Origin of the sequence: Microcystis aeruginosa LEGE 91341, from assembly GCF_015206885.1 — a bacterium.
Taxonomy (GTDB): Bacteria; Cyanobacteriota; Cyanobacteriia; order Cyanobacteriales; family Microcystaceae; genus Microcystis; species Microcystis aeruginosa_H.
In genome coordinates this window covers 1-14260 of record NZ_JADEXY010000113.1, presented here as the reverse complement: position 1 = coordinate 14260, position 14260 = coordinate 1, and the positions used below count along the sequence as shown (strand labels likewise).

Sequence of the window (14260 nt, the reverse complement as noted above, 5' to 3'; positions counted from 1 at the left end):
CGGTGACGTTCGAGGGACTGGTAAAATTAATGGTAGATGCGGATTTAGCGGCTTTGGGGATTAATCTTAATAACGGTGGTGATAGCCAACAGTTATTAAAAGATTTGGCTTATCTTCGCAATCGTTCGATGACAACTGTGGATTAAAGAGGTAAAAATATGCTGAATTTAAGCGAACAAAGAATCGTCGTCACCGGGGGGGCCGGATTTTTAGGTCGGCAAGTAGTTAATCAATTAATTGCAGCGGGGGCAAATCCCGAAAAAATTACAATTCCTCGGTCTAAAGATTGTGATTTAAGAGTTTGGGAAAACTGTCAACGTTTAGCCGACGAAGAAGATTTAATTATCCATTTGGCGGCCCATGTGGGAGGTATCGGTCTTAATCGGGAAAAACCTGCCGAATTATTCTATGATAATTTGATGATGGGAACCCAATTAATTCACGCTGCCTATCTAGCAGGAGTGCAAAAATTTGTCTGTGTAGGGACAATTTGTGCCTATCCAAAATTTACTCCAGTACCTTTCCATGAAGACGATTTATGGTCAGGATATCCCGAAGAAACCAATGCTCCATACGGTATCGCTAAAAAGGCTTTATTGGTACAATTAGAGTCCTATCGTTTGCAGTATGGTTTCAACGGAATCTATCTTTTACCAGTGAATTTATACGGACCAGAGGATAATTTTGATCCGGGTAGTTCCCATGTAATTCCTGCTTTAATTCGCAAGGTTTATGAGGCACAACAACGGGGGGACAAACAACTTCCTGTCTGGGGAGATGGTAGTCCAACCCGGGAGTTTCTCTACTCCACCGATGCAGCGCGAGGCATTGTCATGGCCAGTCAATTCTATAATGAATCAGACCCGGTTAATCTTGGTACAAATTATGAGATTTCTATCAAAGATTTAGTGGAATTAATCTGTGATTTAATGGGTTTTGATGGCGAAATTGTTTGGGAAATAGATAAACCGAATGGTCAACCGCGACGCTGTTTAGATACAACCCGCGCTCAGGAAAAATTCGGTTTTGTTGCTCAAATGGAATTTAAAGAAGGTTTGCGAAAAACCATTGAATGGTATCGGCAAAACGCCGCTTAGTCTCGATAGCTGGTGTGTTAGATTAATAACTAACACACCTGATTTTTTAAAGCTTACTGACCAGTAAAATCAGAACGAAGGGTTAGTTTTAACTCTTCCTTGGGGTTAATTGACAATAATTCCACCGATTCTCCTCGTAATAACCAACCGGCTAATACTTCTAATCCTCCTCCTCGTAATAATCCCTCGCTAACTGGTTGGTCAGAAGTAAAGGAAGCGAGGACAGAAGCGGCGGATTTTCCTAATACTGCACCCTGAATAATTTTATCGGGGTTAACTCCCTTAATTAGCCTTTCTAGACGAGTGAAAACTGCCGAAATAGCATCAATAGATTTTTCTTGGGGTTGACGGGTTTTTAAAAAGATTTTTTGGGATAGAAAACGCGAACCTTGACCATCGGGTTTAATTTCTCCGATAATCTGACTACCATCGGGAATAATTGTCTGTCCTTCGGAATTTTTGATATTATCGGTGACGGTCAGTGATAGAGAAAAAGTTTCTTGTTTGGTTAAAAGAATTTTTTCCCCTTGCTCGTATTTTACAGGGATATCTGTGCCGGCAGGAATTAATCGATCATTTCCCAAAGCAATCGGTTTAATCGGGTTAATTGGGGCGAATTGACGTGCGATCGCAGGAGTCAAGGAAAGGGAGACCACAACGAAAGAAGCACTTAAAAGCATTGTGAATAGGGTCAGGGGATGATGACGACCCTGCTTTTGAAAATTTAGCATCTTACCCTTGAGTTTCCTAGTGGGAGCGAATTAAAGATAGAGACGAAAGCGGAAAAAAGTTTGTTTCCAAGCAAGAAAATGCGGGAAAAAGGAGAATTTTAGCAAAAAATAGCCGATATTTTCTACTAATTGCTGGTTATTAGTTTATTTGGTCTATTGAAACGCCAAAACTCTTGATTTGTCCGCAGTTCTTAGTTTGGCACGGTTAATGGGGAACAATAACTATTTATGGGAGAATTATAGGTTCAATCCTATCAAAAAAAAATCACCCGATCGAATTAAAATATGTGAAAAAATGTAACAACTATGACAAAAAACTGAGGGTGTGGGGTGTGGGGAGAGGGAAATTATGAATTATGAATTATGAAGTGGGGTGTGGGAAGTGGTGCATTCGCACTAACTCAATGCTCAGTTTAAATGTAGTAAAGCCTACTAAAGATAGAGATAGAGAGAGTGAAAGATTGCTAGACTCCCAGAGGTGGATAGCTCAAAAAGTCTCGCCTCTAACCCCATAATGACACAATTAACTTTAAGTTTTGCGATCAAGTAAGCCAAAAATATTCTCCCTGATCACCCGCGAACCGGATGCTGTTGCTAAAATAATCTTCATGGTCCCCAAGCTACCGAAACGAGCAAAGAGAGAATCGCCACTTTATCAATTAATCAATTATGGATTTACTCGAATACCAAGCCAAGGAAATATTTGCTCAGGTAGGTATCCCCATTTTACCTTCCCAACCAATCCACGAACCGGGGGGACTAAAAAGATTAAACATTCCCTACCCCATCGTGCTGAAGTCCCAGGTACGAGCGGGAGGACGGGGAAAAGCAGGAGGGGTGAAATTTGTCGCTAATACCATCGATGCGATCGCTGCTGCCCATGCTATCTTTCATTTACCGATCGCCGGAGAATATCCAGAGGTAATCTTAGCAGAAGCCCGTTACAATCCGCAACAAGAGATATTTTTAGCGATTTTACTCGATTATCATCTGCAAAGACCGGTTTTACTGGGTGCAAGTCAAGGGGGGATGGATGTGGACAGTTTACTGGCAACCATGCAAAAAGTGGTCATTGAAGAGAGATTTTCCCCCTATCTCTGTCGGCAATTAGCCGTATCTATGGGTTTAAGAGGGTCTTTGATCGAGTCTATCAGTCAAATTCTCGAAAAAATGTATAGTCTCTTTGTCAGCAAAGATCTCGATATTATCGAGATTAATCCCCTGGGTATCAACGAAACTGGGGAAGTGATGGCCCTAGATGGCAAAATAAGTGTTAATGATGCCGCTTTAGCTAGACATCTCGATCTTCTGGCCTTGACCCCACCCCAATTACAATCCCCTTGGTCGATAATTGATCAAACTGGCCAAATAGCCGTGATCAGTAATGGCAAGGGTTTGATGTCCACTGTCTGGGATGCCTTAGCCAGCAAGGGAGCAAAACTGGCGGCCTGGCTTATACTGGAGGAAAGACTAGAATTAGAGCAATTAAACGAGCAAATAGAGGCCGGTCTGCAACAATTCCAACTATTGGCCGATTTAAAAGTGGTTATCGTTGATATTATCAGCTATCCCGACTTTGGCCAAAAAGCGATCGAGACTATTAGCAATTACTACCGCAGTTATAGCCCATTATCACCCAGCCGGGGCAGCGGCGAACGAACGATCCGGGCCACCCGACAGGAAAGACAAACCTTGCAACCTCGATCTTTTCTCAATCCCACCCTACCACAAATAATTTTTCGCGTCCTAGCTGACAACCAAGCGATCGATCTTAGTCAGAGTTTAGCTGATGTTAACTTTCATTGGTTAGAGTCTTTAGAAGAGGTGGTCACTGCAGCCATTAAATTAGCCTAGCAGGGGAATGGGAGAATGGGGAGATGGGGGAATTTCAACTGATACCCCAACACCCCAACACCCTAACACCCCAACACCCCAACACCTAACCCCAACACTTAATATATGAAATGGACAGATAAAGATCAGATAATTATGCAAGGGATCGATCGACCCCTAGGCAAATATTATGCGGCAAGATTGAAAACCCAGGGAACCTGTTTAGTAGCGGGGGTGGCTAGTGGCCAAGGTGGTGAGATAATCGCAGAGATACCAGTGTTTGATCTAGTGGCCGAGGCCGTTGCTGAAGCAGGGGAAATCAAGACCAGTTTAATTTTAGTTCCCCCCAATCAAGTCCTAGATGCGGCCTTAGAAGCGATCGCATCAGCCATTCCCCAATTAATTATCGTTACCCCCGGAGTTCCTCCCTTGGATCTGGTGGAATTATTAAAGATAGCTAGTACCACCGGGACATTAATTCTCGGACCCGGCAGCCAGGGTGTAATTATTCCCAATTATCTTTGGTTGGGTATTTGTGAACCCAGTTTTTATCAATTGGGGACAATTGGTCTGATCACCCGTGGCGATCGCATAGGGGATGAAGTGGCAAAAACTTTAACGGCAGCCGGTTATGGTGAATCTATGGCGGTAAATTTGGGGACTGATGGCATTATTGGCTCCAATTTGTCCCAATGGTTGCAGGTTTTCGAGGAAGATGACAATACCGAGGCAATTCTCCTCGTCAGTCAGGTGGGAGGAAAGGCCGAAATCGAGGCAGCCAAATATATTGCCTCGGCGATCGAAAAACCAGTGATTGCCTATCTTGTGGGGTTAAATGCAGCGATTGAAACCAATTTCGGCGATACAGAAACAATTATTTCTAACCAACTTTCCTACTCTGTTGCCGCTAAGAATACCAGAAAAGATAGCTTACGTCATTTTCAAGAAGCTGGGGTGACAGTGGTGGAAAAATTAGCCGATTTACCTGCCTCTTTAGCTAAAGTCTTGTGCTGAATTTGACCCCATTGCTCCAATAATACTTATAATACGACAATATTCTGCCAAAATAAGCACCTAACAGGATGTTTCGCCCCCATCCTGTCTACGGGATTTTCGATGACAATTCCTGAGAGCTACTATATCATGGTAGATCACCTGTGATTCCTCAGACCGGCCAAGATAAAGATGGCAACAGGCAAAAATTAGGAAAAATCAGCGACAATCGAAACGGCAAGATCAAAAAAAATTCTATTCTAGATTGACCCTTTCAGCAGACCAGCTATCTCACCCTTCTAGACAACGACCCTAAGGATAACTTCTATGGCGCAACAAAATAACCTAAAAACCGACAATATCCACCAAATCGATCCCTATTGGGGTCCCCCATGGCTCGTAGAAGAACGGGACGCTTGCGGAGTCGGTTTTATTGCCGATGTGCGCGGTTCTGGTAGCCATCAACTGATTGAACAGGCACTTTTAGCCTTAGGTTGTTTGGAACACCGGGGAGGCTGCAGCGCCGATCAGGATTCCGGTGACGGTTCCGGTATGATGACCGCTATCCCCAGAGATGTCCTCGCTCCTTGGTTCGTCGAAAATGGCTTAAATATGCCAGAATCTGAGCGACTAGGGGTGGGTATGGTCTTTCTTCCCCAAGCGGACAAAGAACGAGCCGACGCTAAAGCACATATTGAGGAAATTGTCAATAAATATAATATTAAGATTTTAGGTTGGCGTGCTGTTCCCGTCCGTCCCGAAGTCCTCGGAAGACAAGCAAGGGAAAATCAACCCTACGTCGAGCAAATTCTGGTTACTTCCCCCGATTTAGCCGGTTCTCAATTCGATCGCCTACTCTATATTGCCCGTTCTGAAGTCGGTAAGCAACTGGCCGATGATTTCTATTTCTGTTCCTTTTCCTGTCGCACCCTTGTCTATAAAGGCATGGTAAGGGGCGAAATCCTGCGAGAATTTTATCTAGACCTGCAAAATCCCGCCTATAGCAGTCAATTTGCTATTTATCACCGACGTTTTAGCACCAATACCCAACCGAAATGGCCCCTCGCTCAACCGATGCGCTTATTAGGTCATAACGGCGAAATTAACACCCTTTTGGGCAATATTAACTGGATGTCGGCCCGGGAACCCGCTTTAGAAACCCAAGGTTGGACCCACGAAGAATTACAATCCCTGACCCCCATTGTTAACCCCGCTAACAGCGACTCCTATAACCTCGATAGCGCCCTAGAATTATTGGTGAGAACTGGTCGCAGTCCCCTAGAAGCGGCTATGATCCTAGTGCCGGAGGCCTACAATAATCAGCCGGATTTACAGGATTATCCCGAAATTATCGACTTCTACGAATACTATAGCGGTTTACAGGAACCCTGGGACGGTCCAGCTTTACTGGTATTCAGTGACGGGGGAATCGTCGGCGCTTGTTTGGATCGCAACGGTTTGCGACCGGCCCGCTATAGCATTACTAACAACGGTTATATCGTCGTTTCCTCGGAAGCGGGAACTATTCCCCTCGATGAAACCACCATTATGGAAAAAGGTCGTCTCGGCCCCGGTCAAATGATCGCAGTTGACCTAGAAAAAGGCGAAATTAAGCGTAATTGGCCGATTAAACAGGAAATTGCCCGAGCTAATCCCTACGGTGAATGGGTGAAATCCCAACGCACCTTTATTGACAAAGAAACAGCGATAGATATTCCCGCTCCCAGTCATCTCCTTCCCCTGCAAACCGCTTTCGGTTATACATCCGAAGATGTGGATCTGATTATCGTTCCCATGGCAGAACAGGGAAAAGAACCGACTTTCTGTATGGGTGATGACACTCCCCTAGCAGTCCTCTCCAGTAAACCCCATCTTCTCTACGATTACTTTAAACAACGTTTTGCCCAAGTTACTAACCCTCCCATCGATCCTTTACGCGAAAGTTTAGTCATGTCCTTGACTATGTATCTGGGACGACGGGGTAATATCCTTAAATTGGGGATTGATGACGCACATTTACTGAAATTAGACTCTCCCCTGCTCAATAATGCGGAATTAGCCAAAGTTAAAACCTCTAGCTACAAAACAGCCGAACTTTCTACCCTTTATGATCTGACCACCGGACCCGGGGGATTAGAAACTGCGATCGCTAATTTATGCGCTGAGGCCGCCAAGAAAGTAGCATCGGGAGCGGAAATTTTAATTCTCAGTGACAGAATTAATCCTATTGACGAAAAAACTAGCTATATTCCCCCTTTATTAGCTGTTGGTGCCGTCCATCATCACCTGATTCGCTCACACTTGCGTTTAAAAGCTTCGATTGTGATCGATACGGCCCAATGTTGGAGTACCCATCACTTCGCTTGTCTAATTGGTTATGGTGCTTCCGCAGTTTGTCCCTATCTTGCGTTAGCAACGATCGCCCAGTGGTGGATCGAGCCAAAAACCCAGAAATTGATGGAAAACGGCAAATTAGAAGCTATTAGCCTCGAAAAAGCCCTAATTAATTACCGCAAATCCGTAGAAGCAGGATTACTGAAAATCCTCTCGAAAATGGGTATTTCTCTCCTATCTTCCTACCATGGAGCGCAAATTTTCGAGGCGATCGGATTGTCCGCAGATTTAGTTAAACTAGCTTTTAACGGTACTACCAGTCGCGTCGGGGGTTTAAGCATCGCTGAAGTGGCCCAAGAAGCGATCGCATTCCACAGTAAAGCTTTCCCCAATCTTACCGCTAAAAAACTAGAAAACTACGGTTTTGTCAACTACCGTCCGGGGGGAGAATACCACATGAATTCCCCGGAAATGGCGAAAGCACTCCATAAAGCAGTGGCCGCTCACTCCAACGGACAGGGATATGACCATTACGAAACCTATCGTCAAATCTTGCAGCAAAGACCCGTTACTGCTTTACGAGATCTATTAGAATTTAACAGCGATCGAGCCTCAATTGCCATCGAAGCAGTAGAATCGATCGAAAGTATCCTGCAACGCTTCTGCACAGGGGGAATGTCCCTCGGTGCCTTGGGCCGGGAAGCACACGAAACCCTAGCGATCGCCATGAATCGCATCGGAGGTAAGTCCAATTCCGGAGAAGGGGGAGAAGATCCGATCCGCTACACCAGCTTAAGCGATGTGGATGAAGAAGGACATTCCGTGACCATGCCCCATCTAAACGGCTTAAAAAACGGGGATACAGCCAATTCTGCCATTAAACAGATAGCTTCGGGACGTTTTGGAGTCACTCCCGAATACTTAATGAGTGGAAAACAGCTAGAGATTAAAATGGCCCAAGGAGCAAAACCGGGAGAAGGAGGTCAATTACCCGGGAAAAAAGTCAGTCCCTATATTGCCATGTTACGGCGATCTAAACCGGGTGTTACCTTGATTTCTCCCCCTCCTCACCACGATATCTACTCGATCGAAGATTTAGCGCAATTAATCTACGATTTACACCAAATTAACCCCCGGGCCAAAGTTTCCGTCAAATTAGTGGCCGAGATCGGTATCGGTACAATTGCGGCCGGAGTTGCCAAAGCTAACGCTGATATTATCCAGATTTCTGGCCACGATGGTGGTACAGGTGCATCACCCCTAAGTTCGATTAAACACGCGGGTAGTCCCTGGGAATTGGGAGTAACGGAAGTGCATCGGATGTTAATGGAAAATCAACTGCGTCATCGGGTGATTTTGCGTGCAGATGGGGGACTAAAAACCGGTTGGGATATCCTCATGGCTGCTCTCATGGGTGCGGAAGAATTCGGTTTTGGTTCCATTTCCATGATTGCCGAGGGGTGCATCATGGCCCGCGTCTGTCACACGAATAATTGTCCTGTGGGAGTCGCTACCCAGCAGGAACGTCTGCGCGCTCGTTTTCCCGGAATTCCCGCTCATGTGGTCAATTTCTTCACTTTGGTGGCTGAGGAAACGCGGCAATTATTGGCGAAATTAGGCTATCACAGTTTAAATGAGGTGATTGGCCGGTCGGATCTGTTAAAAGTACGCTCCGATGCTCGTTTAACTAAGACAGAATCCCTCAATCTCGATTGTTTGTTGAATTTACCCGATGGCCGCAGCGATCGCTCTTGGTTGCAGCACGAGGAAGTACATAGTAACGGTGCTGTTCTCGATGACGAGATTCTAGCAGATAGCGAGATTAAACAGGCGATCGAGCAACAGGGAACCGTCAGCAAAACCTACAGGATTGTCAATACCGATCGCTCCGTGGGGGCGAGAATTGCGGGGGTAATTGCCCAAAAATACGGTAATGACGGCTTTGAAGGCGAAATTAAGCTCAATTTCCAGGGTGCGGCGGGTCAAAGTTTCGGAGCATTTAATTTACCCGGTGTCAATCTCCATTTAGAGGGAGAAGCTAACGATTATGTGGGTAAAGGCATCTATGGTGGCGAAATTGTCATCTTACCGCCCCAAAACGCCAATTATCAGCCCGAAGATAACGCTATTATCGGTAATACCTGTCTCTACGGGGCCACCGGTGGGGTATTATACGCAAATGGTCGCGCTGGTGAACGTTTTGCTGTTCGCAATTCCACCGCGAAAGCAGTTATCGAAGGGGCCGGGGATCACCTCTGTGAATATATGACCGGGGGGGTAATTGTCGTGCTTGGTTCCGTCGGTCGCAACGTCGGCGCCGGGATGACGGGGGGATTAGCTTATATCCTTGATCCGTCCCTACCGGAGAAACTCAACCCCGAAATTGTCAAGATTCAACGGGTTGGCACGGCTGCCGGTGCGGAACAGTTAAAATCTTTAATTGAGGCCCATGTAGAACGCACTAATAGCCCCAAAGGTAAGTTAATTTTAGCTAATTGGGATAGCTATCTCGGTCAATTCTGGCAAGTGGTCCCTCCCTCGGAAGCGGATAGTCCCGAAGCGCAAATTAGCGCGGAGAAAACCTTAACTTCGGTGTAATTTCTTTGGGGTGCGTTACGCTTTGTTAACGCACCCATTGATTAATTTCTTTGGTGTCATAATTTGGCAATGACAAACGAAAAACTCAGATTTATCGATCTTTTTGCTGGTATTGGAGGATTTAGATTAGCTTTCGAGAGCGTTGGTTATGACTGTGTATATTCTTGTGAAATAGACGAAAACTGTCGAAAAGTATATTTCAATAATTTTCAAGAAATTCCCGATCAAGATATTAGGAAAATTGCTATCCATGACCTGCCTGATTTTGAAGTGTTGACAGCAGGATTTCCCTGTCAACCCTTTAGCATTTCTGGAAAACGAGCCGGATTTAGAGATACAAGGGGAACTCTATTTTTTCCCATCTGCGAAATAGTCGAATTAAAAAAGCCGAAAATAATTCTTCTGGAAAATGTTAAACACCTAATTCACCTTGACAAAGGCAAAAACTTAGATATTATTTTGCGTTCTTTGGAAGAACTGGGTTATTTAGTTGATTATAAGCTCTTAAATGCCAAGGATTTTGGTGTGCCGCAAAATCGAGAAAGAATTATTATTATTGCTACCCAAAATAAAAAATTTAATTTCAACTCATTAAAATATACTTCACCAATACCTAAGTTACGCGATTTTCTGTCTCCTCAAGGCAATTTTGAATACTTAGATAAAAAAGAATATACTCTCATTGATAATCCTACCTTACAACCATCAGGATTAATTTTTGTCGGGTATCGCAATAAAACTATCTGGAAAAAAGGTATCAGACCAAATACAGAACATTTATCCTGGGTTCATCATCAACCTAACCGAATTTATTCGATCGATGGAGTACATCCTACTATACCATCTCAGGAAACATCTGGACGTTTTTTTATTTATATACCTGAACAAGATCAGGTGCGTAAATTAACTATCCAAGAATGCTATCGACTGATGAAGTTTCCCGATAGTTTTCAAATTCATCCTAACTTAGCTGAGTCTTATAAACAGGTGGGTAATTCGGTTTGTATTCCCATGATTCAAGAGTTGGCTATTGCCATTAAGAAACATATTTTTGAAACCAATTCTAGAGTATCCTTACCTTAAAAGCCCTAGGCAGTCACACAGCTTCTGATCTAACTTCTGGTAGTGCAGGAGATATTGAGATTTTTGATAAAAATAAACAATTAGTAGAAGTTATTGAAATTAAGCATGGTAAGTACATTGATTTACAAATTCTCCGAATTGCCAAAGATAAAATTATTAAATTTAATCCGAGAAGATATTATATCCTATCATCGTTTGATGTTAAACCCACAGAAGTGGAGTTAATCATGTCCGAGATTCAAACTATCAAAAACAACCATGGTTGTCAAATAATCACCAATGGTATTATACCGACAATTAAATATTATCTGAGACTGATATCATCTCCAGAAGAATTTGTCAATAGCTATTCCCCTCTAATTGAAATAGATTCGGAATTACAAACTATTCATAAATTAAAATGGAACGAAATTTTATCTAATCTTATTTCTCCAATTGAACAAATCTAAACTAGCGAGCTATACTATGGCCAAAATATACCATCTCTGGTGACAGCTTTTCTCAAGATGAAGTGTAACCTAATTTGGTATCGATGCCATTTAATTAATTTCTAAGTGCGAGTAGAGAGTCACTAATTCTACCCGTGTCACCAAAGGCATGGTATTCCATCAACCCCGTTAAGCTTTTTTCACGAAAATAACGTCTTTTTCGACCTTGACTTGATAGGTGGTTAGATTGCGTTTTGGGGGTTTATTCGTGACGACCCCAGTGGCGGTAAATTTTCCTGGATGGCAGGGACAAGCTAAAATCTGTGCGCCAGTATTCCATTTCACCGTACAGCCTTCATGGGTACAAGTCGGGTTTACTGCACTGATCTTTTTCGTATTTTTCTCCCAGATTAGGAGCAAGGAGCCGACCGGGGATTTTTTATCCAGAAAACTGCCTTTGGCTTCCAATTCTTTGAGGGTAATGCCCGTCACTTTCACAAAGCCATCCGCCGCTTGGGCCGGGGTCATCTCTTGGTCGGTAGCCGTCCCTAGTATTTCTGGGGCGCAGGCCATGGCTCCGCCAACACCAACGAGGGCAACAAATTCACGACGATTCATGGGATTAGATTTTTTCCAACAGTAACGTTAACTTTCACTATACCGTAGAAGCTCTTTTCATTCAATTAACTTCTAAGTAGCTGGTTATAATTAAATTAAAAATGGATTTTGGGTTCGATCCCCCCTGCCCCCTAGGGCTGTTTCATTTAAATTAAGTATAGCTGATTTTGAGTCAATAAATTTGACCGAAGATTCTCAAGTTTATCTTTTTCTAACCAAAAGAGTTAGTCACAATAACTAATCTTTAATCTTCTGCCAATATTTATTATGAATAGATTGATAAAGCTTGTTCCCAAGCCCACGAAAAGCCTATCTCTCTTCAAATTGTCTGAGAGTACATTCTGTTAATTTAGCTAATTTTTCTGCTTTTTACGTCGATAAAACTATCAGTTTTTCCCAACGTTTAGCTAACCACCTCTGTCCCTCTGTTATTGAGAGAAAACCCAAACCTCTGAAAAGATTCAATCCTATAGTTGTGAGAATTGACCAATTGCTGGCCGCTTGAAAATCACTTATCTGGCTTTTATCTTCCTCAAAAATTACATCTTTTACCCAATGTAACTGATTTTCTATTTTCCAATGTCCTCGAATAATTTTAGCAAATACTTGGGCGGATTCGGTTAGGCTACACTTCGACAGGCTCAGTGACCACTGATATAGTAAGCTGTTTCTTCATAGGTTTTATCCCCGCGACTACCCCTTCTTTCTACTTTAATAACTCTTCGCAGATTTTCAAACCCTTGTCTTTCATTTTTCCTCACTTTAAAAAATTCTATTTTTCTTGATATTTTTCGTCCATGACTATTATCTTGTTCAAGAAAGCAACTTTTTGCCTTTGAGGAATTACTCAGGTCTTGTATTCGCTGATAAAGATTTTTCTGATTTCCTTTAACGGTGATAACATAATCGTTTTTACTCTTGGCTATTAAGCTGATTGTTTTTTTCTGACAGTGTAAAGCATCCCCAGTAAAAACTTTATTTTGGAGAGTGCAATCTTCAATTATAGATTGACCTTCGTCGATTTCAGACCCTTTTTTGTTTTCGATTCTTTTTATGTGTAATACTAATCCACTTTCTTGACTAAACAATGAGACAAACATAATAAAATTTTGTTGTTCATTGTTAGGATTATTTAGGGTGTTTTTGAGACTTTTTCCATCTATGCCTAGCCAATTTATATCATCTCTTTGTCCATATTCTTCTAATGCCCATTCATTAAACATTTTTAACAAACTCTGCCAGTCAACTCCCATCATTACCCTTCTAATTGTTGAATAGGATGGGACTCTTTCTGGAATTATGTTAAATTCTTGACTGAGCCTGTGCCGACCCTTCGACTTGGCTCAGGGCAAGTTATTTTTAGCAAACTCTCCTAGTTCTCTATAACCTGAGTATCCTAGCATTGTTCCCAGTATTCTTACTACTAATACTATCCATAAAGGGTGTCTTTTTCCTTTATCTTTCCGAAAGTCCTTGACTTGTTTCAGTTTTTCTATTAAGCTCAACATATCTTTAAAAAGTTGGCGGTCACTCCTCATTTTACCTGATAGTGATCGCTTTTACTTTTGATATTCTGATGGGAGAATGAAACAGCCCTACCTTATCAAGGGGGGCAGGGGAGATCAAAACTAAAATCGATTGGTATTAGGTGAACTGGACTCAGAGCAGTTATCAAAAGTTGAAGATGTTTGGCTTTTTTGGCTTGGGCTGCTCTAGAACTATGAATTTCTGAAAATGCGATCGCTTAAGTTAAAATAGAGAGGTTCAGTTTCAGGGACGAAAAAGGTAAAATAAATTAAAAGCTTACAATCTTCTAACTTGCTGCTATGCCAGTCACTCGCCAAGCTCTTAAGCAAGACCTTGACCAACTAACTAATGATCAACTTCAGCAAGTTGCTGACTTCATTGCCTTTCTCAAGTTCCAAGATAAACGCCGCCGGATCATTCTCGATCCTAGTCAACTTGTTTCCCTTGCGACTGATTTCGCCGAGGAAGACCGTATCTTTGCCGAAGCTGGAATGGATGATTACGCGGTGATGCTTGCTCAAGAAGAGCATCAATGACTGAACAGCTTAAACGCGGGGAAGTTTGGTTAGCAAACCTCAATCCTGCTCAAGGTTCTGAGCAGGCAGGTATTCGTCCTATCATTATTTTCCAAAATGATATTGTTTCTCAATTTTCCACAACAACCATTGCTATTCCCCTAACGACAAACCAACGCCGTGCTTCATTACCAATCTGTATGTTGATTAGACAGGGAGATGGCGGGTTATCGCAGGATTCAGTCGCACTTTGTTTTCAAATTAGAGTGCTAGATAAGACCCGTTTAATTCAGCGGTTAGGACTACTTAGGACTGAAACAATAGCTCAACTAGAAGATGTTGTGTTGGTAACATTAGGATACCAATTATGAGGATAAGACCTCTTGCAAAAGTCTTAAGTCGATCCTTGTACAGCAACATTTTTGAAGATTATCAACTACTAATAAATAATTAACTGAAAGTCCCTCCCATTATTGTTTCTATCGTTTGTTTTCGGATTTATG

Annotated in this window: 10 protein-coding genes and 2 pseudogenes; 9 read left to right on the top strand and 3 right to left on the bottom strand. The window is 42.7% G+C overall.

Annotation, left to right across the window (positions count from 1 at the left end; translation table 11 throughout):
- Positions 1–146: pseudogene (locus tag IQ234_RS21840) on the top strand (GDP-mannose 4,6-dehydratase); the annotation flags it as partial.
- A gap of 12 nt (positions 147–158) precedes the next feature.
- Complete coding sequence (locus IQ234_RS15840) at positions 159–1097, top strand: GDP-L-fucose synthase family protein (RefSeq protein ID WP_149973577.1); 939 nt, start codon at positions 159–161, stop codon at positions 1095–1097.
- 53 nt (positions 1098–1150) lie between these two features.
- On the opposite strand, the gene IQ234_RS15835 is transcribed toward IQ234_RS15840, so the two are convergent.
- A complete protein-coding gene (locus tag IQ234_RS15835) occupies positions 1151–1828 on the bottom strand; it encodes a hypothetical protein (RefSeq protein WP_193957781.1) in 678 nt (225 codons plus the stop codon).
- A gap of 669 nt (positions 1829–2497) precedes the next feature.
- Here IQ234_RS15835 and IQ234_RS15830 point away from each other — a divergent pair.
- From IQ234_RS15830 to IQ234_RS21310, 5 genes are all read left to right on the top strand, one after another.
- On the top strand, positions 2498–3682 hold the full coding sequence (locus IQ234_RS15830) for an ATP-grasp domain-containing protein (RefSeq protein ID WP_193957780.1): 1185 nt from the start codon (positions 2498–2500) through the stop codon (positions 3680–3682).
- 105 nt (positions 3683–3787) lie between these two features.
- The gene (locus IQ234_RS15825; protein ID WP_193957779.1) at positions 3788–4675 is read left to right on the top strand and encodes a succinate--CoA ligase subunit alpha; all 888 of its coding nucleotides are present in this window, start codon (positions 3788–3790) and stop codon (positions 4673–4675) included.
- Between the two features lie 306 nt (positions 4676–4981).
- Positions 4982–9586, top strand: a complete 4605-nt coding sequence (gene gltB, locus IQ234_RS15820) for a glutamate synthase large subunit (protein WP_193957778.1) — start codon at positions 4982–4984, stop codon at positions 9584–9586.
- 69 nt (positions 9587–9655) lie between these two features.
- Positions 9656–10669, top strand: coding sequence for a DNA cytosine methyltransferase (locus IQ234_RS15815; RefSeq protein ID WP_228008580.1), 1014 nt, complete (start codon positions 9656–9658; stop codon positions 10667–10669).
- 227 nt (positions 10670–10896) lie between these two features.
- Positions 10897–11118: a hypothetical protein gene (locus IQ234_RS21310; RefSeq protein ID WP_228008579.1), complete on the top strand. Its 222-nt coding sequence runs from the start codon at positions 10897–10899 to the stop codon at positions 11116–11118.
- 168 nt (positions 11119–11286) lie between these two features.
- On the opposite strand, the gene IQ234_RS15810 is transcribed toward IQ234_RS21310, so the two are convergent.
- A complete protein-coding gene (locus IQ234_RS15810) occupies positions 11287–11715 on the bottom strand; it encodes a ubiquinol-cytochrome c reductase iron-sulfur subunit (RefSeq protein ID WP_002769041.1) in 429 nt (142 codons plus the stop codon).
- A 369-nt stretch (positions 11716–12084) separates the two neighbouring features.
- Positions 12085–13223: pseudogene (locus IQ234_RS15805) on the bottom strand (ISAs1 family transposase).
- A 318-nt stretch (positions 13224–13541) separates the two neighbouring features.
- On the opposite strand from IQ234_RS15805, the gene IQ234_RS15800 reads away from it, so the two are divergent.
- Complete coding sequence (locus tag IQ234_RS15800) at positions 13542–13778, top strand: hypothetical protein (protein ID WP_110579010.1); 237 nt, start codon at positions 13542–13544, stop codon at positions 13776–13778.
- A complete protein-coding gene (locus IQ234_RS15795) occupies positions 13775–14128 on the top strand; it encodes a type II toxin-antitoxin system PemK/MazF family toxin (RefSeq protein WP_110579011.1) in 354 nt (117 codons plus the stop codon). The genes IQ234_RS15800 and IQ234_RS15795 overlap by 4 nt, the downstream gene beginning before the upstream one ends.
- Positions 14129–14260: the final 132 nt, after the last annotated feature.